The 21472-nt window shown below is 70.0% G+C and carries 24 protein-coding genes; 11 read left to right on the top strand and 13 right to left on the bottom strand.

The window, feature by feature from the left end:
• The first annotated feature begins 15 nt into the window (after positions 1-15).
• The 4 genes from argS (at position 16) to OG700_RS15830 (ending at position 4847) form a co-directional block, all read left to right on the top strand.
• On the top strand, positions 16-1785 hold the full coding sequence (gene argS, locus OG700_RS15815) for an arginine--tRNA ligase (protein WP_405613983.1): 1770 nt from the start codon (positions 16-18) through the stop codon (positions 1783-1785).
• A gap of 205 nt (positions 1786-1990) precedes the next feature.
• Entirely contained in the window at positions 1991-3151 is a 1161-nt protein-coding gene (locus OG700_RS15820; RefSeq protein WP_405613985.1) for a methyltransferase domain-containing protein, read from the top strand.
• A gap of 195 nt (positions 3152-3346) precedes the next feature.
• Complete coding sequence (locus OG700_RS15825; protein ID WP_405613987.1) at positions 3347-3613, top strand: hypothetical protein; 267 nt, start codon at positions 3347-3349, stop codon at positions 3611-3613.
• 355 nt (positions 3614-3968) lie between these two features.
• The gene (locus OG700_RS15830) at positions 3969-4847 is read left to right on the top strand and encodes an NAD(P)-dependent oxidoreductase (RefSeq protein WP_405613989.1); all 879 of its coding nucleotides are present in this window, start codon (positions 3969-3971) and stop codon (positions 4845-4847) included.
• Between the two features lie 154 nt (positions 4848-5001).
• Here the strand turns inward: OG700_RS15830 and OG700_RS15835 are convergent, their stop codons facing one another.
• Entirely contained in the window at positions 5002-5913 is a 912-nt protein-coding gene (locus OG700_RS15835; RefSeq protein ID WP_405613991.1) for an alpha/beta hydrolase family protein, read from the bottom strand.
• 102 nt (positions 5914-6015) lie between these two features.
• Here OG700_RS15835 and OG700_RS15840 point away from each other — a divergent pair, with 102 nt between their 5' ends.
• Positions 6016-6585 (top strand): TetR/AcrR family transcriptional regulator, encoded by a 570-nt coding sequence (locus tag OG700_RS15840; protein WP_405613993.1) that lies wholly within the window; start codon positions 6016-6018, stop codon positions 6583-6585.
• On the opposite strand, the gene OG700_RS15845 is transcribed toward OG700_RS15840, so the two are convergent.
• A complete protein-coding gene (locus tag OG700_RS15845) occupies positions 6519-7259 on the bottom strand; it encodes a hypothetical protein (protein ID WP_405613995.1) in 741 nt (246 codons plus the stop codon). The two genes, OG700_RS15840 and OG700_RS15845, sit on opposite strands and share 67 nt — an antisense overlap.
• A gap of 99 nt (positions 7260-7358) precedes the next feature.
• Between OG700_RS15845 and OG700_RS15850 the strand changes: the two genes are divergently transcribed.
• Positions 7359-8150, top strand: a complete 792-nt coding sequence (locus OG700_RS15850; protein WP_405613997.1) for a DUF4253 domain-containing protein — start codon at positions 7359-7361, stop codon at positions 8148-8150.
• Here OG700_RS15850 and OG700_RS15855 read toward each other — a convergent pair.
• The 3 genes from OG700_RS15855 to OG700_RS15865 form a co-directional block, all read right to left on the bottom strand.
• The gene (locus OG700_RS15855) at positions 8116-8490 is read right to left on the bottom strand and encodes a GNAT family N-acetyltransferase (RefSeq protein WP_405613999.1); all 375 of its coding nucleotides are present in this window, start codon (positions 8488-8490) and stop codon (positions 8116-8118) included. The two genes, OG700_RS15850 and OG700_RS15855, sit on opposite strands and share 35 nt — an antisense overlap.
• A complete protein-coding gene (locus tag OG700_RS15860; RefSeq protein ID WP_405614001.1) occupies positions 8432-8917 on the bottom strand; it encodes a hypothetical protein in 486 nt (161 codons plus the stop codon). The genes OG700_RS15855 and OG700_RS15860 overlap by 59 nt, the downstream gene beginning before the upstream one ends.
• Positions 8918-9082: 165 nt before the next feature.
• Positions 9083-9475, bottom strand: a complete 393-nt coding sequence (locus OG700_RS15865; protein ID WP_405614003.1) for an ATP-binding protein — start codon at positions 9473-9475, stop codon at positions 9083-9085.
• Positions 9476-9588: 113 nt separating this feature from the next.
• Between OG700_RS15865 and OG700_RS15870 the strand changes: the two genes are divergently transcribed.
• The 3 genes from OG700_RS15870 (at position 9589) to OG700_RS15880 (ending at position 11075) form a co-directional block, all read left to right on the top strand.
• On the top strand, positions 9589-10413 hold the full coding sequence (locus OG700_RS15870) for a helix-turn-helix domain-containing protein (protein WP_405614005.1): 825 nt from the start codon (positions 9589-9591) through the stop codon (positions 10411-10413).
• Complete coding sequence (locus OG700_RS15875; protein ID WP_405614007.1) at positions 10413-10652, top strand: DUF397 domain-containing protein; 240 nt, start codon at positions 10413-10415, stop codon at positions 10650-10652. The genes OG700_RS15870 and OG700_RS15875 overlap by 1 nt, the downstream gene beginning before the upstream one ends.
• A 132-nt stretch (positions 10653-10784) precedes the next feature.
• Positions 10785-11075, top strand: a complete 291-nt coding sequence (locus OG700_RS15880) for a hypothetical protein (RefSeq protein ID WP_405614009.1) — start codon at positions 10785-10787, stop codon at positions 11073-11075.
• Between the two features lie 36 nt (positions 11076-11111).
• Here OG700_RS15880 and OG700_RS15885 read toward each other — a convergent pair whose 3' ends face one another.
• Both OG700_RS15885 and OG700_RS15890 read right to left on the bottom strand, forming a co-directional pair.
• Positions 11112-11678: a GNAT family N-acetyltransferase gene (locus OG700_RS15885; RefSeq protein WP_405614011.1), complete on the bottom strand. Its 567-nt coding sequence runs from the start codon at positions 11676-11678 to the stop codon at positions 11112-11114.
• Positions 11679-11764: 86 nt separating this feature from the next.
• Complete coding sequence (locus OG700_RS15890; RefSeq protein WP_405614013.1) at positions 11765-12604, bottom strand: SDR family oxidoreductase; 840 nt, start codon at positions 12602-12604, stop codon at positions 11765-11767.
• A gap of 92 nt (positions 12605-12696) precedes the next feature.
• On the opposite strand from OG700_RS15890, the gene OG700_RS15895 reads away from it, so the two are divergent.
• Positions 12697-13119, top strand: a complete 423-nt coding sequence (locus OG700_RS15895) for a winged helix-turn-helix transcriptional regulator (protein ID WP_405614015.1) — start codon at positions 12697-12699, stop codon at positions 13117-13119.
• A gap of 37 nt (positions 13120-13156) precedes the next feature.
• On the opposite strand, the gene OG700_RS15900 is transcribed toward OG700_RS15895, so the two are convergent.
• On the bottom strand, positions 13157-14476 hold the full coding sequence (locus tag OG700_RS15900) for a helix-turn-helix domain-containing protein (protein ID WP_405614017.1): 1320 nt from the start codon (positions 14474-14476) through the stop codon (positions 13157-13159).
• Positions 14477-14805: 329 nt separating this feature from the next.
• Between OG700_RS15900 and OG700_RS15905 the strand changes: the two genes are divergently transcribed.
• Positions 14806-15498, top strand: a complete 693-nt coding sequence (locus tag OG700_RS15905; protein ID WP_405614019.1) for a DUF4232 domain-containing protein — start codon at positions 14806-14808, stop codon at positions 15496-15498.
• A gap of 57 nt (positions 15499-15555) precedes the next feature.
• Here the strand turns inward: OG700_RS15905 and hemB are convergent, their stop codons facing one another.
• The 5 genes from hemB to OG700_RS15930 form a co-directional block, all read right to left on the bottom strand.
• On the bottom strand, positions 15556-16545 hold the full coding sequence (gene hemB / locus OG700_RS15910) for a porphobilinogen synthase (RefSeq protein WP_405614021.1): 990 nt from the start codon (positions 16543-16545) through the stop codon (positions 15556-15558).
• 108 nt (positions 16546-16653) lie between these two features.
• Positions 16654-18309, bottom strand: a complete 1656-nt coding sequence (locus OG700_RS15915) for a uroporphyrinogen-III synthase (RefSeq protein WP_405614023.1) — start codon at positions 18307-18309, stop codon at positions 16654-16656.
• A complete protein-coding gene (hemC, locus tag OG700_RS15920; protein WP_405614025.1) occupies positions 18306-19274 on the bottom strand; it encodes a hydroxymethylbilane synthase in 969 nt (322 codons plus the stop codon). Before hemC ends, OG700_RS15915 begins: the two co-directional genes overlap by 4 nt.
• A complete protein-coding gene (locus OG700_RS15925) occupies positions 19271-20659 on the bottom strand; it encodes a glutamyl-tRNA reductase (RefSeq protein WP_405614028.1) in 1389 nt (462 codons plus the stop codon). Before OG700_RS15925 ends, hemC begins: the two co-directional genes overlap by 4 nt.
• Positions 20656-21420, bottom strand: coding sequence for a redox-sensing transcriptional repressor Rex (locus tag OG700_RS15930; protein ID WP_069629975.1), 765 nt, complete (start codon positions 21418-21420; stop codon positions 20656-20658). The genes OG700_RS15925 and OG700_RS15930 overlap by 4 nt, the downstream gene beginning before the upstream one ends.
• Positions 21421-21472: the final 52 nt, after the last annotated feature.

A 21472-nucleotide genomic window follows, 5' to 3' on the forward strand; every position in this document is an offset into this window, starting at 1 on the left:
AACGGCTCCCAGCCCATGGCCCCGGTCACTTCCCTCGCCTCGACCGTCGATCAGCGCATCGCGGACGCCCTCTCGGCTGCCCTGCCGGAGGCCGGCCCCGGGGACCCGCTGCTGCGACGTAGCGACCGGGCGGACTTCCAGGCCAACGGGATGCTGGCCCTCGCCAAGAAGCTGAAGGGCAATCCACGCGAGCTGGCGGCGAAGGTCGTTCAGGCGCTGGCCGCCGGTGAGGTGATCAAGGACGTCGAGGTCTCGGGCCCCGGCTTCCTCAACATCACCGTCACGGACCGGGCGATCACCGAGACGCTGGCCGCCCGCGCCGCCGACGACCGCCTCGGCGTCCCGCGCGCCGCCGACCCCGGCACGACGGTCATCGACTACGCGCAGCCCAACGTCGCCAAGGAGATGCACGTCGGCCATCTGCGGTCCGCCGTGATCGGCGCGGCGATGGTCGAGATCCTGGAGTTCGCCGGCGAGAACGTGATCAGGCGCCACCACATCGGCGACTGGGGCACGCAGTTCGGCATGCTCATCCAGTATCTGACCGAGCACCCGCACGAGTTGGACCACAGCGGCGCGGATCAGGTCTCCGGCGAGGAGGCGATGTCGAGCCTCAACCGCCTCTACAAGGCGGCGCGCACGGTCTTCGACTCCGACGAGGAGTTCAAGGCCCGCGCCCGCGACCGGGTCGTCGCGCTCCAGGCCGGTGACGGCGGGACGCTCGCCCAGTGGCAGCGCTTCGTGGACGAGTCGAAGATCTACTTCCACTCGGTCTTCGACAAGCTCGACATGGAGATCCACGACGCGGACGTCGTCGGTGAGTCCGCCTACAACGACATGCTCGAAGAGACCTGCCGCATCCTTGAGGAGACGGGCGTCGCCGTCCGCTCCGACGGGGCGCTGTGCGTCTTCTTCGACGACGTGAAGGGCCCCGACGGCAACCCGACGCCGCTGATCGTCAAGAAGACGAACGGCAGTTACGGGTACGCGGCCACCGACCTGTCCGCGATCCGTGACCGGGTGGGGACCCTGAAGGCGAACACCCTGCTGTACGTGGTGGACGCCCGCCAGTCCCTCCACTTCAAGATGGTCTTCGAGACCGCCCGCCGGGCCGGCTGGCTGAACGACGACGTCAAGGCCGTCCAGCTCGCCTTCGGCACCGTCCTCGGTAAGGACGGCAAGCCGTTCAAGACCCGTGAGGGCGAGACGGTACGGCTGTCGGACCTGCTGGACGAGGCGGTCGAGCGCGCGTCGGCGGTCGTCCGCGAGAAGAGCGAGGGCCTTGGCCTGACCGAGGACGAGATCACCGAGCGCGCCACGGAGGTGGGCATCGGCGCGGTGAAGTACGCCGACCTGTCCACATCCGCGTCGCGGGACTACAAGTTCGACCTGGACCAGATGGTGTCGCTTCAGGGCGACACGAGCGTGTACATCCAGTACGCCTACGCCCGGACCCGCTCGATCTTCGGCCGGGCGGGCGACCGCGCGCCGGTCGCCCACCCGGAGCTCGAACTGGCCCCGGCGGAACGGGCGCTGGGCCTGCACCTGGACCAGTTCGGCGAGGTGGTGACGGAGGCGGCGACGGCGTACGAGCCGCACAAGCTGACGGCGTACCTGTACCAACTGGCGTCGCTGTTCTCGACGTTCTACACGGAGTGCCCGGTCGTCAGGCCGGCCCCTCCCCAGGAGGTCGCGGAGAACCGCCTCTTCCTCTGCGACCTCACGGCCCGCACCCTGCACCAGGGCATGTCCCTGCTCGGCATCCGCACGCCCGAGCGGCTGTAGGGCCTGCCAACCACCACTCGAAAGTGTCCTTACGGACGCTCGTCACGCTCCGCTAGCATATGCCTACAGCACGTTCGGCGACTTGAAGAGGAGCTGACATGAGCGGCAGCCACAGCGGCAAGCCCGACCCGTCCGAGAGCGACGGGCACAAGCCCGACAAACCAATTCCTCCGCGCGACCCGAAGCGTCCGGAGACACCGAAGAGGTGAGTGGCGAAAGCTCTCCCGCCACCCTCGCCAGGCGGTTGACCGAAGCGGGCCACCTCAGCCCGTCGTGGCGCGACGTGTTCGCCCAGGTCGACCGCAAGCGGTTCATCCCTGATCGCATCTGGATCCACGACGAGGGTCGCTACCACCCGGTCAACCGCACCACCGCCCCCGCCAGTTGGAACGCCCTCGTCTACGACGACCGGGCACTCGTCACCCAGGTCGAGGACGAGGTCCCAAACGAGGACGACGGCGGCGAGGCGGCCACCGCGCTCACGCCCTCCAGCTCCGCGAGCATGCCGCGCGTCGTCGCCACCATGCTCGACATCCTCGCGGTGGCCGACGGCATGACCGTGCTGGAGGTGGGCACCGGCACCGGCTACAACGCCGCGCTGCTCGCCGCCCGGCTCGGCGACGAGCACGTCGTGTCCGTCGAGATGGATCCCCGCCTCGCCGACACCGCCCGCGCACGCCTGAAGGACGCGGGTTGCGCCCCCACCGTCATCACCGGCGACGGCGGCCAAGGCTGCCCGGCCCGCGCACCGTACGACCGCGTCATCGCCACCTACGCGCTCCATGCGGTGCCGTACGGCCTGGTGGAACAGACCGCGCCCGGCGGGGTGATCGTGCTGCCGTGGGGGACCGGGCTCTACAACGGCGTCCTCCTGCGCCTCACCGTAGGTGAGGACGGCACGGCGAGCGGCCCCGTCGTCGGCGACTGCTCGTTCATGTGGAACAGGCAGGAGGCGCCCGAGCGCGACGTGATGGCCACCGTGCGGAATCAGGCCGCGGCCACCGCCACACGCACCGGCCTCGACCCCCGCGACGTCTTCGGCGACGAGAACGCCGCGTTCACCGCAGGCGTCCTCGTCCCCGACTGCCGCTACACCGTGGGCCACGGCCCCGACGGAGAGTTCACCGTCTGGCTGGCCGACCGCACCACCGGCTCGTGGGCCTGTGTCGACTACGTCCCGGGCGCCACCGAGTACGCCGGCCACCAGCACGGCCCGCGCCGGCTCTGGAGCGAGGTGGAGAGCGCGTACGGCCGGTGGCAGAACGCCGGTTCGCCGGAGCGCACCCGGTACGGGCTCACCGTCACCCCCACCGGACAGCACCTCTGGCTCGACACCCCAGGCGCCCCGGGCACCCCGCTGCCGTAGTTCTGGGTTGCGGCCCCCGAAGTCTTGGCCGGCGCATAGCATCCGGCCATGGGGAAAAAGGGGTTGGGGTTTCTCGTGGGGTTGGGTGTTGCCGGAGTGCTCGGTTGGGCGCTCGCCGGGTCGGTGTACCTCGGCTGCGGACCATCACGTCGAGGTTGCGGCGTTCCTGACGGCGGCGGCTGGCATTTCGCCGCCATGCTGACGATGCCGTGGCTACTGGCCTTCTTCGGGGACACGGTCATCCGGGACGACGACTGGCGTCCGTCACTGGGCATCTCGGCCGGGGCCGTCGCGGGCATCGCCTTCGCCCTGTCCAAGGACCCCATGCCGCCCCGCATGTGGATCTTGATCGCGGTGTTCGCGGCCGTCGCGATCGGTACACCCCTCGTGCTGTGGCTCCGGGGCCGGAACCGGAACCCGAACCCGAGCCCGAACCGGCGGACTTCGACCGCGCGGAACTGACCCGCGCTCTGCCGTCGGTGGTCTGACCAGTACTCAAGGCGGCCCAGGCGCGGGCGGACACAACCGGGGACATGTGCCCCGCACCCCCGGCCGCACCTCCGGGTACTCCACCTCGTCCGATACCACGTTCCGTGGAACCGCTCGCCATGGTGCGCGTAGGACAAGATCGGGCTCCTGAGGCTCCTGGTAAGCAAGTTGAAGCGCGCATCCTGCCGCCTCCGGTCCCCTCCCGTCGGCGCTTCCTTACCTCGCGGTGCGTAGCGCACAAAATAGTCAGTACTTGTCGGCAGACGTCCCCCGGCCGAAGATCGAAAGCGAAGTGACCACCATTCGCGCCTCCCGGAGGAGCACCCGCATGCCTGCCAACCCCCAGCCCCCCGTCTCCGTCATCGGCCTCGGCATGATGGGCACCGCCCTGGCCGCCGCCCTCCTCAAGGCCGGTCACCCCGTGACCGTGTGGAACAGATCCGCCGCCAAGACCGGCCCACTGGTCGCCCAGGGCGCCACCCCCGCCGACACGGCCGCCGAAGCCGTGGCCGCGAGCCCGCTGGTGGTCGTCTGCCTCACCACGTACGACACCGTCCGTACGGTCCTCGAACCGCTCTCCGGGCAGCTCACCGGCAAGACCCTCGCCAACCTCACCAACGGCACCCCCGCGCAGGCCCGCGACCTCGCCGACTGGGCGGCGAAGGAGGACGCCGGGTATCTCGACGGCGGGATCATCGCCGTCCCGCAGATGATCGCGGGGCCGCACGCGTACGTCCTCTACAGCGGCGCGCGGGACCTCTTCGACACCCACCAGGAGACGTTCGCGGCGTTCGGCGGCACGAAGTACGTCGGCACCGACCCCGGCCTGGCCGCGCTGTACGACGTGGCGCTGCTCACCGGCATGTACGGGATGATCGCGGGCGTGATGCAGGCGTACGCCCTCGTCGGTACGGAGTCCGTCCCGGCCACCGAGTTCTCGGAGTTGCTGGTGCCGTGGGTGAGCGCGATGCTCGGCGGGGCGCCGAGGTGGGCGGAGGCGATCGACTCGGGGCAGCATCTGACGGATGTGTCGAGCCTGGCCGTCAACCAGGAGGCGTTCCCGAACCTGCTGAGCACGTTCGCCGCGCAGGGTGTCAGCACGGAGTTGTTCGCCCCGTTCCAGCCGCTGCTCGACCGCGCGGTGGCCGAAGGCCACGCGGCGGACGGCCTGTCACGCCTCGCGGACCTGCTCCGCAAGGACCAGTAGCACCCGGGCTCGTAGCTCGGCGCCATCACGTCGAGGCGGTCCGCGTACTCGGGCGGGCGGCCCAGACAGCAGCACGCACGAGAGCGGGTACCAGTCGCTCCCCGCTGACCGCTGACCGCTGACCGCCGAGTGTGTCCCGGCGGTCAGGCTGAGCTCACTTGCCGACGAGGCTCCACGTACCGTCGCCGCCTTCGGCGGTGCTGTTGAGGGCGGTCCACTCGGCGTCGTCGAGGTTGAGGGCCGCGCGGAGGTAGGCGGAGATCGCGTCGGCCGTGAGGGCGACACGGGCGGGGTCGTCGTCGGTGGTCTCGGCGACCTTCTCGCCGGCGATTCCGCCCATGGTGTGCTCGGCCTCGGTGATGCTGAGCAGGCTCTTGGGCGCCGGGCTGAGGTGGTAGGCGTCGGTGAACCACTCCGGCCCGCGGGTGGAGAGCTGCGAGTCGTCCTTGCCGCCCGCGACGACCAGGGCCGGGACGGTCATGGTGGAGAAGTCCGGCTTCATGAACGGAAGGTTCTCGGCGGCGAACGGGGTGAGGGTGTCGCCGGTTCCCGTCGCCCCGATCAGCGCACCGGCCGAAACCGCGGAGTGGGAGAAGTCCTCTCCCGCGACACCCTCCGCGTCCAGCACGCGCGCACCGAGGAGGGCGCCCGCGGTCTGGGCGCCCCAGGAGTGGCCGACCACGGCAGTGCGCTCACGGTCGGCGCGAGTCTCCAGGCCGGCCTGGGCCAGGACGTCTGCGAGGTGGTCGAGGATTGTGTGCAGGTCGGTGATCCGCACGCGCCAGACAGTGGCGAAGCGCGGGTCGTCCCAGGCGATGGCGTTGCGCCGGGAGTCCAGGTGGGTGGGCTGCACCACGACGAATCCGGCGGCGGCCCACCGGTCGACGAGGGGCTCGTACCCGTCCAGTGACCACGCGTTCCCGTGGGAGAAGACGATCACAGGCAGGTTCTGGCCCGACCGGGGTGCGGTGACCTTTACCTGAAGGTCAATGCCGCGCCCGGGCGAGGGAACAACGATGGGCTTGACCGAGACGATCTGCTGGCTGAGGGAGTGGGACGAGGACATGAGGGTCCTGCGCTTTCCATGAGTACCGGAATGCCATAATTTGGCGGAGCATCGTTCCGCCAAACTAGCGGAACATTGTTCCGCGAGCAATGGGAGGCATCCGTGCCGGAGTCGGTCGGGGTACGCCAGGCACAGGCTCAGCGCACCCGCAGTGGCGTGCTGGAGGCCGCTGCGGCGGTCTTCGCGGACCGGGGCGTCCAGGCACCCGTCCGCGACATCGCCGACCGTGCCGGCGTCGGTGTCGGCACGGTCTACCGGAACTTCCCGACCCGCGCGGATCTCGTCACTGCCGTCTACCGGCACCAGATCGACGCCTGCACCGCTCTCGCGCCCCGGCTTCTTGAGGAATCCGCCTCGCCGTTCACCGCTCTGGCCCTGTGGACGGACGCGTTCGTGGACTTCCTGGTGACCAAGCACGGCCTCGGTGCGGCACTGGGGTCCGGTGACCCAGGACTGGAGAACCTCCACACCCTCATGCTCGACACCCTGGTCCCGGCCTGCGCGTCATTGCTGGACGCATGCGCCGCCACCGGGGAACTTCGCCCCGGTGTCGCCGCCTACACGCTCCTGCGCGCCATCGGAAACCTCTGCATCACCGGCCCCGACTACGGCCAGGCCGACGCCAAGGGCATGGTCGCCCTCCTTCTCGCCGGATGCCGCAGCAAGGTATGACGACAGGGTCCGGTCCTCCGTACGGAAGGGGCCGGCCCCGAGCGGCGAACCTGGTCCACAAGCGAGTCTCGACCGACCAGGGCGTCCCGGCGGTCCCGGCCCGCCCAGCGCAAGTCCCGCCGCGCGTACGAGAACCGGGTCGGCACGCTCGCACCCTGCCCATGATCGTTCCAGGCGCCAACGGCTGTACCGCTGTTCCAACTGCCGCCAATGGCACCAGACGCGAATTCGCGACGGTACGCGAACCGGCCACCGAGCTGGTCCCCCCGCTGCGCGAACGCGGGACCGACCTGTCCGCCTCGCAGGTCCACCGTCTGGTCTCCGGCACTCCGGAACGGCTGTCGTCGCGCGGGCACCAGCCAGCCGACGTCGCCACCGTCGCCCAGTGCGCCGAAGGACACGAACTCCGGTGTGGCGTACATCGGTATCGACGGCCGCCGGAAATCGTCACTGAACTCGGGGTATCCCTCCCAGCCGTCGAGCGGGCGCGGAGTCCTGGTCAGGTCGAACATGAAGCCGTAGTGGGTTTCCAGCAGGGTGTGGTCGTAGGTGTCGTTCTCCAGGTAGAACGCGTAAGCGTGCTGCCAGGCGCCGTCCACGAGCGTGCGCAGCGCGGGCGGGATGGGAAACGGGAAGAGGTCGTCAACCCAGGGCGGCGGTATCGAGTCGGTCACGTCACTCAGATTGTGGTTCGCGCGTCGACCGTCCGGATCCCCCGTCGAGTTCCCCGGGGAGACACTCCGTTGTCAGTGGCGGGCTCTAGGGTCTCCTGCATGGCGACGCTCCCCAACCCCCTGCCCGCCCTGGCCGCCGACCCCTCGGGACGGTCGGTCGGGCTCCAACTGCCGCCCGGCACACTGGTCGACGCGACCATCGACGGGACCTGGCACGAGCCACTCCTGTGGTACGCGGACGAGCCGGCGGCCCCTCGGGCGTGGGCCGATCTGCTGTCCGCCCGCAGGACGGCCGGGCTGCATCCGCTGCTCGTTCACGGCGGGCACCGCAAGCAGTGGCCGGAGGATTGGGAGCTGAGCCCGGAGTCGGCGTCGTATCCGGGCGACCACGACGCGCAGGACGTCCTCTCGGAGTCCTGGGAGCACGTGACGACGGGGGACGACGGCGAGTGGCCAGGCCTGGCGCCCGCGCGGGAGTTGGCCGCCGACCCCGACAAGGAAGCGGCCGAGGTGGCCTCTCTCCTTACGGACGAAGGCAGTTGGATGCACGGCGCGCGCCTCGCCCTGGTCCCCGCCCGCCGCAGCGCGGACATACCGGCAGCCATCGGCTGGCTGGGACCGACAAACCACGAGGGCGACGTGGCGCGGCTGTGCGCGGTGCTGCGGTCGTGGGAGGACCGGTTCGGGATACGGGTGGTGGCGCTCACCTTCGACCAGTTGGTGGTCTCGGTGGCCGCCCCGCCGATGACGCAGGCGGAGGCGGAGGCGGTCGCGGCGGAACACTTCGCGTTCTGCCCGGACAACATCGACCAAGGCCGGCACACGACGCTGCCCGCGTACGCCACGCACCAGGTGCTCAACCAGCCTGCCTGGACGTTCTGGTGGGATTAGGGCCGGGCCTGGCCCTGTTTCCGGGGATGGTCCAGGTGTACTCGATCTCGGCGAGTTCGAACCCGGCCGGGAATCGCTCGGTACGTTCTGCGGTGGGACGGCCGCCCTGGCGGGAGTAGAAGTCGCTCGCACGGACATTGTCCTTGAGGACTTCCAGATGGACGGGCCGTCCCGGATGCTCGGCCGCGGCCCACGCGAACGCTCCGCACAGCAGGCGCCAACCAATTCCGGTACCGATGATTCCTGGTCTGACATGGAGGTTGTCCAGCAGGATGCGGCCGTCAGCCTGCGGAACGAGGTAGGCGAATCCGGCCGTCCGCGCATCGCCGTCGACCGCCACCAGGAGGTGGGGGGGTCTCGGCAGTCTCGTCGGCGACCGGCCCCGGGTCGAGGAGTCGGGCCCGCCACAAGCCGGCGTGCTCTTCGGCCAGCGGCCCCTCCAGATAGCTGGTGGGCATGATGCCCGCGTAGGCGGTACGCCAACTGCCGGTGTGGAGCGCGGCGATTTGTGGCGTGTCAGCCGCTGTTCCCGATCTGATCTCCATGCGTTCAGGTGCGCTCAGCCGCTCGGAGTCCCGTTCATCGATGATGGACCGCGGATGGATCAGCACGCCCGCCGCGACACCCGTGGGCATGGGCAGCGGCAGGGCGCCGGACAGCCGCTCGTTCCGCTTCGACGAGCAGACGTTCAGCGCACGCGCCGTGCAGTACGGATCCTCGTAGGACACATCGGCGGTCCAGGCGGGGTTCAGGGCCGGACGGCACACCGCATCACCCGGCTCCGAGTCCGGGCTCGACAGCGGCAACCCAGAGAATGACCGCCACTCCGACGCCGACCGACGCGGTGAGGGGGAGCCGACTCTTGACCATCCTCCGATGGCACGAGCCCAACTTCCCCCGCACCAGCGCATATTCGACCGTGTGAGCCGTCATCACACGAACTCGCACCACACGATCTTGCCGGGATCACGCTCCCCCACACCCCACTTGTCGGCGAGCGCGGCGACGAGCATGAGCCCGCGCCCCGACTCCCCGTACGGCTCGCGGACACTGGGCCGCCCGTCGCCGCTGTCGTGCACCTCGATACGGAACACCCCGTCCGCGAGCAGCCACAGCCGCAGCCGGTAGCCGCGTCCCGGCGGAACTCCGTGCACCAGGGCGTTGGTAGCCAGCTCGCTCACGCACAGCAAGACGTCGTCGAGCCGGTCGGCGAGCGCCCAGTCGATCACCGCCTCCCGTACGAACTGCCTGGTGGCGGGGATGGATCGGCGTTCGCGGCGGTAGAAGCGCTCGCGCAGGGCGGGGGGTGGACTCGTCTCATTCACGGGGCGATTGTCACTGCCTGTGATTACGCTAGTGCAGTACGCGCACCCGTACAAAGAATCCGTACGGGCTGTGAAGGCGTGACGTACGCACGGGGACGGGGAGTTGGACGGACATGCACAGCAAAAAGAAGCGACAGCGGAAGAACGCGTCGGCGATGAAGCTCGTGGGCGCACTGGTGGCCCTGTTCAGGCAGGTGGCGGGGATGACTCAACGCCAACTCGCGGAGCTGGCCTGCGTAGGCACGGAGACGATCGCCTCGATCGAGCAGGGTCGGCGACTACTGAAGCTTGACCTGGCGATCCTGCTGGATCAAGTGCTCCAGACGAAGGGGGCGTTGGAGACGGCGGTGGAGAACATGCCGGAGATCGACCGGTATCCGGTGTGGGCGGCGGCGTTCATCGATCAGGAGCAGGAGGCGATCGCCATCTCCTCGTACGAGAACCAGGTGGTGCCCGGTCTGCTCCAGACGGAGAACTACGCGCGGTCGGTCTTCCGCAGCAGGGTGCCCGCGTACAGCGAGGACGAGATCAACACCCGCGTCTCCGGACGCATCGAACGCCAACAGATCCTGCACCGCAAGGTCCCGCCGACATGCAGTTTCCTGATCGGCGAAGCAGTGCTCAAAGACCGGCTCGGCTCCCCGGCCGTTTACACGGAGCAGCTTCGCCATCTCCGGGAGAGCGCCGACCTCCCGGGCCTGACCCTCCAGATCATGCCGCTCGGCCGGACCACTCACGCGGGGCTCGACGGCCCGTTCGTTCTGCTGGAGACACCCGATCATCAGCATCTCGCCTATGTCGAGACCCAGCGGGGCAGCCTCTTTGTCGAGGACCCGGATGAGGTCAGCATCCTGGCGCGCAAATATGCGATGCTGCGGACGCAGGCCCTCAACACCGAAGAGACGAAGGGCCTGTTGGACCGGCTGCTAGGAGAGTAATGAGCACCGCACGTGAGTGGTTCAAGTCCAGCTACAGCGGCAGCGAGGGTGGTGCCTGCCTCGAAGTCGCCTACGACTGGCACAAGTCGAGCTACAGCGGCAGCGAAGGCGGCAATTGCGTCGAGGTCGCAGCGCACCCCGCCGCCGTGCATGTCCGGGACTCCAAGGTCTCGGACGGCCCGGTGCTGACCGTCGCCCCCGCCGCCTGGGCCGCCTTCACCTCGGACATCGTCAACTGACCGTCGCGCCTGCTACGCCGATCAAGTGAATATCGTCCCGACACACGCCGTCAGCCGTGACTTCTGCCCCCGTTCTGCCCAATAGACAGACCGGACCACGAGGGCTACGACGAGCAGACGGGCTACCACCAGATGAAAGCCACACACACCCTGACCGTCTTGGGCGCGGCGGTGCTGGCCGCCTTACTGCCGGCCACCGGCGCCGCCGCGGACGAGACCCACACGAACTCGCACAACGGCGGCTTCACGGTGCTCTCGATCGGCCAGATCGACGACCCGGCCGAGGACGTGCTGGAACACGCCACGATCTTCGGCGAGACGAACATGAACGAGGGCGCGGAGCCTCCGGAAGCGCCGGAAGCCCCCGAGGCGGCCGAACCGTCCGAGACGCCCGAGGCGGCCGAAACACCGGACACCGCCTAGAGCAATCCCGTCCGGGCCGCGCCCAGTTGAAGCGCCTCAGGTCATGGCGCGGCCTGGCCACACGCCGAACCACTGCTCGGCGCCGTACTCCTCGAACCGCTCCACCTCGACGAAACCCAGCTTCGCCGCGAGGCGCATCGCGCGGTCGTTGGCGGTCTGGGTGGAGAGCACCACCGGCTCGCCGGGAAGCGCGTCGGCGAACCAGTCGAGTGCCGCGGCGCACGCCTCGGCGGCGTACCCGCGCCCCCACGCTTCCGGCAGGAAGAGATAGCCCAACTCGGCCTCCCCGCCCTCCGGACGGACGTGCCCCGGACGCCCTGACCGCCCCGGACGCCCCGCGTCGCGCCGATCGAGCGTGATCATGCCGATCATCGCTCCGTCGAGGTCGATCACGAAAAGGCCGGAGCGCCGACCGGGCACCGCGGGCACCGCGCGTTCGAGTTCGGCACGCGGCCGGGAGCCACCGACATAGGTGCCCACCTCTGGCGACGCGAACAGCTCGATGAACTCCGCGCGGTCCCGGGCCTCGGACTCACGGAGCACGAGCCGTTCGGTCCTGATCGGGACCGGCGGCGGCCAGGCCACGGGTCCAAGTCCAGTCATGGCGGCAACTTATCCCAGCGCCCAGGAGAGTGCTCGTAATCGCGCGGTGGCACGAGGCTGCCCGGGCGCCTCAGCTGAGTTGTGCCTCAGCGAAAAGCGTCGATGCCACGGGCGACCCAGTTGCTGAAGGGGCGCGGGGCGCGACCGAGGACTCGTTCCACGTCGGGGCTGATCCGCAGTTCGGCGGGGTTCGGGGCGGAGATGATGTCCAGGGTGTCGTCGGCGAGCTGCGGCGCCACGGACTGGGTCATCGCGGCTCTGGCCTCCTCGCGGGTGAGTTCGTGGAATCGCACCGGCGAGCCGAGCGCGGCGGCGATGGCCTCCGACTGCTGGCGGGGCGTGATCACCTCAGGCCCGGTCAGCTCGAAGATTCCGCCGGTGTGCCGGTCGTCCAGCAGGCAGGCCGCCGCGACCTCGGCGATGTCCGCCGGGTCGACGATCGGAACCCCGACATCGCCGAAGGGTGCGGCGACCGTCCCTCGCGTGCGGACGGACTCCGCCCACGCCAAGGCGTTGGAGGCGAAGCCGCCCGGCCGTAGGACGGCCCAGTCCAGGCCGGACTCCCTCAACGCGTCCTCCACGGCGCGCATCGCGATCCGCGACGGGCCGAGCGGCCTGGTCGCCACGCCCTGCGAAGACAGCAGGACGACTCGGCGGACCCCGCTGGCAGCAGCCAGGCCGACAATGTCGGCCGGCCTGGCTCCGGGGGCGTGCAGGTCGCCGGAGAGCAGGAGGAACAGCGCCTTCGCCCCGTCCAAAGCGGGGGCGAGGCCCTGCGGCTCGGCCAAGTCGGCCGGCACGTGCCGGACCCCGTCCGGCACTGCCGCCGCGTGCCGTGACACCGCCGTCACCTGCTCGCCCGCCTTGGCCAGGGCCTGCGTCAGAGGCCGGCCCACATTCCCGGTAGCTCCGGTCACCACGATCATGTTCAGCTCCTAGTCCGTTGTGCACTGCGGCAATTGACGCTAGGAGAGAGACTTACTTTTCGTAAGAACATACCCGGAGGTAAGCTCCGGACATGAGTGAAGGTGCGCAGCTGACGCAGGCCGAGGCGGGCGATCGGTATGAGGTGTTTCACACCGACTGCCCTGCGCGCGACGTGGTCGACCACGTGACCAGCAGGTGGGGTGTCTGGGTGCTGATCTCCTTGCGGAGCACCGACCTTCGGTTCTACGAGCTGCGCGACAGCATCCAGGGCATCAGCGAGAAGATGCTCGCTCAGACACTGCGCGCACTGGTCCGGGACGACCTGGTCTGGCGGAAGGTCGAACCGACGACGCCACCCCAAGTCACCTACGGGCTGACTGAGTTCGGCCAGGACATCGGTGCGCCGCTGACGGACTTGTTCGACCGGATCACACAGCGGCTGGCAACCGACGGGGCGTCCACCACGGAGCAGCTGGCCACCCCAGGCCCTCAACAGGCTGCCCGGCCGGCCTGAGTTCCGTGGCCGATCGGCCACGGATGGAATCGATCATCTAGGGATACTGGTCCGGGTCCTGCTCGATCGCCGGCTCCCACTTCGAGTCGCCGCCCAGCGGATACTCGTACGACGGCCGCCCCTGCGCACCGCTCGTACGGAACGGCTTGCCGTGGTCGTCGATGCGGAGCGTGTCCTCCCGGCCACCGCTGGACCACTCCAGTTCCAGATACCAACTGACCGCGTGCTCCGAGACGTTCGCGGTGACGTAGAAGACCTCCGGGTCGGACTCGCTCACCGAGTACGGAAAGCCCCGCTGCCCGCCCTGCGGTACGACATCGGGGCGGCCCGCGTCCAGGTCCACGGAGAACGCCCTCGTCGTCACACCGCCGCCGCAGCCGGACCCGGTGCCGAAGTCGTTCCAGGCGAGGGGCGCCTCGCTCGCCACCACCCGCACGTTCAGGTCCTTGAGTACGACGGTCTCGCTCCCGGTGCCCTGGAGAGCCAGCTCGATGTACTGGCTTCCGCTCGCGACCCCGCCGAGCGCACTCACCCAGCCGGGCGCGTCCTGCTCGTTGGGGGGCGGGGGGACCCGCGTCGCGGGGCGGTTCACGAGATAGCGCTGGCTGCACGGGTCCTCGAAGGCGTACGGCTTGGTGCTCACCGTCACCGGCACCCCGGCGACCGCTCCCTTCCCGCCGTCCCCGCCACCGCCACTTCCCTTGCCCGCGGCGGTCGCCGAGTCCGACGGACTGGCCTTCCCCGATGGCGACTTGCTCGGTGAAGGCGACCCGGAGGGCGAGGCGGACGGCTGGGCCGGCTCCGACTCACCGCGCTGCGAGACCTGGGACGCGACGGGTGAGCGATCGGTCGACGGTTCGTTCAGCGGGCCGAAGACGACGGCGGGTACGGCGACGGCCGCGACGACCGCCGCGGCGGCGAGAGTGACGTACAGACGCTTCCTGCGCCGTGGAGAAGACGCGTCGTCGGCGGAGTCGGGCTCCGGCTCTGGCTCTTCTGGCTCTTCTGGCTCTGGCAACTCGGCGACCGGCGGATCAGAAACAGCCTCATCCTCTGGGTCCTCGACAGAGGCAGGGACAACGGGCGACGGCGCCGCCGCCCGGCCCCGCCGTCGCGCCTCGTCCGCGAGGATCCACCGCCGGTGCAGCTCCACAAACTCCTCGCCCGTCGCCCCGCACAGCCGCCCCAGCCGCTCCGCGGCCGCGAAGTCGGCCGGCACGGCGTCGCCGTTGCAGTAGCGGTGGAGTGTGGACGTACTGACGTGGAGCTTCCCGGCGAGCACGCCGTAGCTGTGTCCCGAACGCTCCTTCAGCTCGCTGAGCAGTTCCGCGAAAGCCTTGGCCTCGGTCGTCGCCACTCGCAGTTTCCCTCCACATCGGTACGCCACAGGTGCGCGGCCGTTCCAGGAACGCGTTCCAGGGAAACACTGTTCCCGCAGGTCACAGGCGTCTGAGCATTCCAGCTTCCCTCATTGTCCCCTGCCGATTGCGGCCGGTTCCAGCCGCCCCGCAAGGTAGGTGCAGCAGCCGCCGAACGAGGAGGAGCAATCCGAACTCGAATCCGCGACAGCCTCGTTGATGTCGTGGCCGTCTGCGTACTCATCGCCTGCACAAGCGTCCTGCTCGTGCTCATCAACCGCCACTGAACCGCTACCGAACGCACCACCGAAACGGGAGACAGAACCTCATGCGCACCCTTCGAATCCGCTCCGCCGCCGCCACCGCCACCACCGCTCTCGTGGCCGTACTCGCCCTCACGGCCTGCCAGCCGGACGACGTGGTCGGCTCCAACCCGGAGCCCCAGACCACGTCCAACTCCTCCACGGACGAGCCGGCGTCCAAGGCGCCCAACGATTCCGAGGCGACCGGCAAGCCGCAGGACTCCACCACCCCGGACACGGACAGCGGCAAGAACAACGGCGGCAACAACAGCGGCGGCGGCGGCAAAGGCAAGAGCAGCGACGCCCGCACCCCCTGCACCGGGGACAACACCAAGGTCACCATCACCGAGGTCACCCGCCCCATCAACCACCTGCTGGTGACCGCCACCAACGCCGGCGGCGGCAACTGCGACGCCTACTACGCGCCCCTCCTCGGCTTCGACGACGCCCAGTCCACCACCCAGATCAACGAGGACAGCAAGCCTCAGGCGGTCGTCACGCTGGCCCCCGGCGAGTCGGCCTATGCCTCGATCGCACTCGGCGGCGACGGCTCCCCCGACATCGCGGCGTACAAGCTCAGCGTCAACTTCTCGGGCCGCGACAACGCGGGATCGGTGGGCTCGCCCGCGAACCTCACCCTCCCCAAGGGCACGATGATCTCCGACACCACGTCGGTCTCCTACTGGCAGTCGACGATGGCCGACGCCCTCACCTGGTAACCCCGGCCCGCCCGCCCGGTCCCGGCAACCGACAGCGCGCGGGCGCCCCCAAGGACCTCAAAGCCCCCGCGCGACCTCCGTCGCCCAGTACGTCAGAATCATCTGCGCCCCGGCCCGCTTGATCCCGGTCAGGCTCTCCATGATCGCCCTGTCCCGGTCGATCCAGCCCTTCTCCGCCGCCGCCTCGATCATCGAGTACTCCCCACTGATCTGGTACGCGGCGACGGGCACGGCCACCTCGGCGGCCACCTTCGCCAGCACATCCAGATACGGCCCGGCCGGCTTCACCATCACCATGTCGGCGCCCTCCTCCAGATCCAGCGCCAACTCGCGCATGGACTCACGGGAGTTGGCCGGGTCCTGCTGGTAGGTGTTGCGGTCGCTCGTCAGCGACGAGCCGACCGCCTCCCGGAACGGGCCGAAGAGCGCGGACGAATACTTCGCCGTGTACGCCAGAACGGCCACGTCCTCCTTGCCGATCGTGTCCAGCGCGTCCCGGACCACGCCCACCTGACCGTCCATCATCCCGCTGGGACCCACCACATGAACGCCCGCGTCGGCCTGTACCTGGGCCATCTCCGCGTACCGCTCCAGCGTCGCGTCGTTGTCGACCCGGCCCTCGGAGTCGAGCACCCCGCAGTGGCCGTGATCGGTGTACTCGTCCAGACAGAGATCGGACATGATCACCAGATCGTCCCCGACCTCCTCGCGGACCGCCCGGATCGCCACCTGGAGGATGCCCTGAGGGTCGGTCCCGGCCGTCCCGAGCGCGTCCTTCTTCGCCTCCTCGGGCACGCCGAACAGCATGATCCCGCAGACGCCCGCGCTCACCGCCTCGACGGCCGCCTTCCGCAGCGTGTCCAGGCTGTGCTGGACGACGCCGGGCATGGCCGAGATGGGTACGGGTTGGGCCGCCCCCTCCCGCACGAACGCGGGCAGGATCAGATCGGCCGGGTGGAGCCGCGTCTCGGCGACCATGCGCCGCATCGCGGGGCTCGTCCGCAGCCGACGGGGCCGGGCACCGGGGAAGGAACCGTACACAGTCATGGTGAGTCGCCTCATGGTCGGAAGGAGCTGTCACTGCCGTACCCCGTCCACGCTACGCCGCGTGGACGGGAGCCCCCCACAGACCCCGTACGTCCCCTCCGTACGCCCCTACGTCGAACGACGCCGCCTCGACCCCGGTCGCCGCTCGCTCGGCCGGGTGACCGTCTCGCCGGCCTCCCGCGCCGCCTCCCGGCGCTGCGCGCCGAACGCCGCCAGCGCCTCGGCCAGCCTGTGCACCGAAGGCTCCGGCGACAGCACGTCCACCCGCAGCCCGTGCTCCTCCGCCGTCTTGGCGGTCGCCGGGCCGATGCACGCGATGACGGTCACGTTGTGCGGCTTGCCCGCGATGCCGACCAGATTGCGCACGGTGGACGACGAGGTGAACATCACCGCGTCGAAGCCCCCGCCCTTGATGGCCTCCCGCGTCTCGGCGGGCGGCGGCGAGGCGCGCACGGTCCGGTAGGCCGTGACGTCGTCGACCTCCCAGCCCAGCTCGATCAGCCCGGCGACCAGCGTCTCCGTGGCGATGTCGGCGCGCGGCAGGAACACCCGGTCGATCGGGTCGAAGACCGGGTCGTACGGCGGCCAGTCCTCAAGCAGCCCGGCCGCGGACTGCTCACCGCTGGGCACCAGATCCGGCTTGACGCCGAAGTCGACCAGCGCGGCGGCGGTCTGCTCGCCGACCGCGGCGACCTTGATCCCGGCGAAGGCACGGGCGTCGAGCCCGTACTCCTCGAACTTCTCCCGGACGGCCTTCACCGCGTTGACCGATGTGAAGGCGATCCACTCGTAGCGCCCGGTGACGAGACCCTTGACCGCGCGCTCCATCTGCTGGGGCGTACGCGGCGGTTCGACCGCGATGGTCGGGACCTCGTGCGGTACGGCGCCGTAGGACCGAAGCTGGTCGGAGAGCGACGCGGCCTGCTCCTTCGTACGCGGCACGAGCACCTTCCAGCCGAACAGCTGCTTCGACTCGAACCACGCGAGCTGGTCGCGCTGCGCGGGCGCACTGCGCTCCCCGACCACGGCTATGACCGGCTGATGCCCGGACGCGGACGGCAGCACCTTCGCCTGCTTCAGCGTCAGCGCGATCGTGCCGAGCGTCGCGGACCAGGTGCGCTGGCGCGTCGTCGTACCGGCGACGGTGACCGTCATCGGGGTGTCGGGCTTGCGGCCCGCGGCGACGAACTCACCGGCGGTCGCGGCGACCGTCTCCAGCGTCGCCGAGACGACCACCGTGCCGTCGCTCGCGCCGAGTTCGGTCCAGCAGCGCTCACCGGCCGTACGGCTGTCGACGAAACGGACGTCCATGCCCTGCGCGTCGCGCAGCGGCACACCCGCGTAGGCGGGCACCCCCACGGCGGCGGCGATACCGGGCACGACCTCGAAGGGAATGCCCGCGGCGGCGCACGCCAGCATCTCGGCGCCGGTGTCGCCGTCGAGACCGGGGTCCCCGGTCACCGCACGGACGACCCGCTTGCCGCCGCGTGCGGCCTCCATGACAAGATTGACGGCATCCCTGATCGCTGGGATACCAGCGGCTGTTGACGCATCGTCAACAATCGTCATCTCAGGCGTGCTCACACTCGCACGGGCATGGGCGCGTACGACGTCGAGCACATCCGGCTCGGCGATCAGTACCTCCGCCCCGGCAAGCGCCTCGACGGCGCGGAGTGTCAGCAGACCCGGATCCCCGGGTCCGGCACCGAGGAAGGTGACGTGCCCTGATGCGTGGACGGCCGGGTGGTCGGCGATGGGGCTCAAAGTGCTCGCTCCCCCATAAGACCGGCCGCACCCTTGGCGAGCATCTCGGACGCGAGTTCGCGACCGAGCGCGACGGCGTCGTCGTGCGACGTGGGTACGGGACCGGTGATGGACAACTGCACCAGCGTCGAGCCGTCGGTCGTGCCGACGACGCCACGCAGGCGCAGTTCGTTGACAAATCGCGTGTCCTGGCCGTCGCCCAACAGGTCGGCCAGCGCACCCACAGGTGCGCTGCAACCGGCCTCCAGGGCGGCGAGCAGGGAACGTTCGGCGGTGACGGCGATCCGCGTGAGCGGATCGTCCAAACCGGCGAGTGCGGCGGCGAGTTCCGGGTCGGAAGCCACGCACTCGACGGCCAGCGCCCCCTGGCCGGGGGCCGGCAGAACGGAGTCGACCGACAGGAAGTCGGTCACCTCCTCCGTCCTGCCGAGGCGGTTGATACCCGCTGCGGCCAGCACGACCGCGTCCAGCTCACCGCTGTGGACGTAGCCGATGCGGGTGTCGATGTTCCCGCGTATCGGCACGGTCTCCAGCAGCAGGCCGTGGTTGCGGGCGTGCGCGTTGAGCTGCGCCGTACGCCGCGCGGAGCCCGTACCGATCCTGGCACCGTGCGGCAGCGTGTCGAGGGTCAGCCCGTCGCGTGCGATCAGCACGTCCCGGGGGTCCTCACGGCGCGGTACGGCGGCCAGCGTCAGGCTCTCGGGCTGCGCCGTGGGCAGGTCCTTCAGCGAGTGGACGGCGAAGTCGACCTCGCCGCGCAGCAGCGCGTCGCGCAGCGCGGTGACGAAGACGCCCGTGCCGCCGATCTGGGACAGCTGCTCACGGGAGGTGTCGCCGTACGTCGTGATCTCGACCAGCTCCACCGCGCGCCCGGTCAACTCACCCACGGCGGCGGCCACTTGCCCGGACTGGGCCATGGCGAGCTTGCTCCGCCTGGTCCCGAGTCTCAGTGTCTTCTCGGTCATACTCGCCCTCGGTTGTCGACGTCGACCGCGTTCAGGTCGACGGGTGCGCTGCGGTCGCCGGGTGCGCTCCGGTCGGCCCGGCTGACGGCGGCGACCGTCTGCGGGTCGAGGTCGAACAGTTCGCGCAGCGCGTCCGCGTAACCGGCTCCGCCCGGCTCACCGGCGAGTTGCTTCACCCGCACGGTCGGGGCGTGCAGCAGCTTGTCCACGACGCGGCGCACGGTCTGGGTGATCTCGGCGCGCTGCCGCTCGTCGAGGCCGGGGAGCCGGCCTTCGAGCCGCGTGATCTCGTTGGTGACGACATCGGCGGCCATGGCGCGCAGCGCGACCACGGTCGGGGTGATGTGGGCGGCGCGCTGGGCGGCGCCGAAGGCCGCGACCTCGTCGGTGACGATCCGCTTGACCTGGTCGACGTCGGCGGCCATCGGGGCGTCGGCGGACGCGTCGGCCAGGGACTCGATGTCGATCAGCCGGGCGCCGACGACACGGTGCGCGGCGGCGTCGATGTCGCGGGGCATGGCGAGGTCGAGCAGCGCGAGTTCCCGGCCGCCCGCGAGGGCCTTCTCCACGGCGTCGGCCGTCAGGACGAGACCGGTGGCGCCGGTGCAGGAGACGACGACGTCGGCACGTGTCAACTCGGCGTCCACGGCGCCCATGTCGACGGCGCGGGCCTTGACTCCCGTACCGCCGGGCTCGTTGAGGATGGCCACCAGCCGCTCGGCGCGCGCCGCCGTGCGGTTGGCGACGACGATCTCGGCGACCCCGGCGCGGGCGAGTGTCGCGGCGGCGAGCGAGGACATCGACCCGGCGCCGATGACCAGCGCCCGGCGGCCCCCGGCCCAGGTGTTGACGTCCGCGCCCGCGGCGAGCTGTTCGAGTCCGAAGGTGACGAGCGACTGCCCGGCCCGGTCGATCCCGGTCTCGCTGTGGGCGCGCTTGCCGACCCGCAGGGCCTGCTGGAACAGGTCGTTGAGGAGCCGCCCGGCGGTGTGCAGCTCCTGGCCGCCCGCGAGCGCGTCCTTGATCTGGCCGAGGATCTGGCCCTCGCCGACGACCATCGAGTCCAGTCCGCAGGCCACCGAGAAGAGATGGTGGACGGCGCGGTCCTCGTAGTGCACATAGAGATAAGGGGTCAGCTCGTCCAGGCCGACACCGCTGTGCCGGGCGAGCAGCGTGGACAGCTCGGCGACTCCCGCGTGGAACTTGTCCACGTCCGCGTACAGCTCGACCCGGTTGCACGTCGCGAGGACGGCCGCCTCGGTCGCCGGTTCGGCGGCGAGTACGTCCTGAAGGAGCTTGGTCCGGCTGTCCGGGGACAGCGACGCCCGGTCCAGCACGCTCACGGGCGCGCTGCGGTGGCTCAGACCGATGACCAGAAGACTCATGCCGGCATCACGGCGGGGACTTCCCCGTCGGGTCCCTTCCGGCTCGCGGCGGTGGAGCGGATCGGCGGCGGCGTACCGGCCTCGGCGGCGGCGGCTTCCTCACCGGCCTTGCGCTGCTCGTGGAAGGCGAGGATCTGGAGCTCGATCGAGAGGTCGACCTTCCGTACGTCCACGCCGTCGGGCACGGTCAGTACGGTCGGCGCGAAGTTGAGGATCGAGGTGACCCCGGCGGCGACCAGGCGCTCGCAGACCTGCTGGGCACCGCCCGCCGGGGTCGCGATGACCCCGATGGAGACGCCGTTGTCGCTGATGATCCGCTCCAGCTCGTCCGTGTGCTGGACGGGCATCCCGGCGACCGGCTTGCCGGCCATCTCGGGGTCGGCGTCGATCAGCGCGGCGACCCGGAAGCCGCGGGAGGCGAATCCGCCGTAATTGGCCAGCGCGGCGCCGAGATTGCCGATGCCGACGATGACGACGGGCCAGTCCTGGGTGAGACCGAGTTCACGGGAGATCTGGTAGACGAGGTACTCCACGTCGTACCCGACACCGCGCGTTCCGTACGAGCCGAGATACGAGAAATCCTTGCGCAGCTTCGCGGAGTTGACCCCGGCGGCCACGGCGAGTTCCTCGGACGACACAGTGGGTACGGAGCGCTCGGAGAGTGCGGTGAGCGCCCGCAGATACAGCGGAAGCCGGGCGACCGTGGCCTCGGGGATTCCTCGGCTACGGGTCGCCGGTCGGTGAGTTCGGCCAGTTGCCACGGTGCTCCTGCGGGATGAGCGGGGCTTTAGGCGGCCGTATGTCCCAGGACCG

The organism is Streptomyces sp. NBC_01508 (assembly GCF_045040315.1).
Classification (GTDB): Bacteria; Actinomycetota; Actinomycetes; order Streptomycetales; family Streptomycetaceae; genus Streptomyces.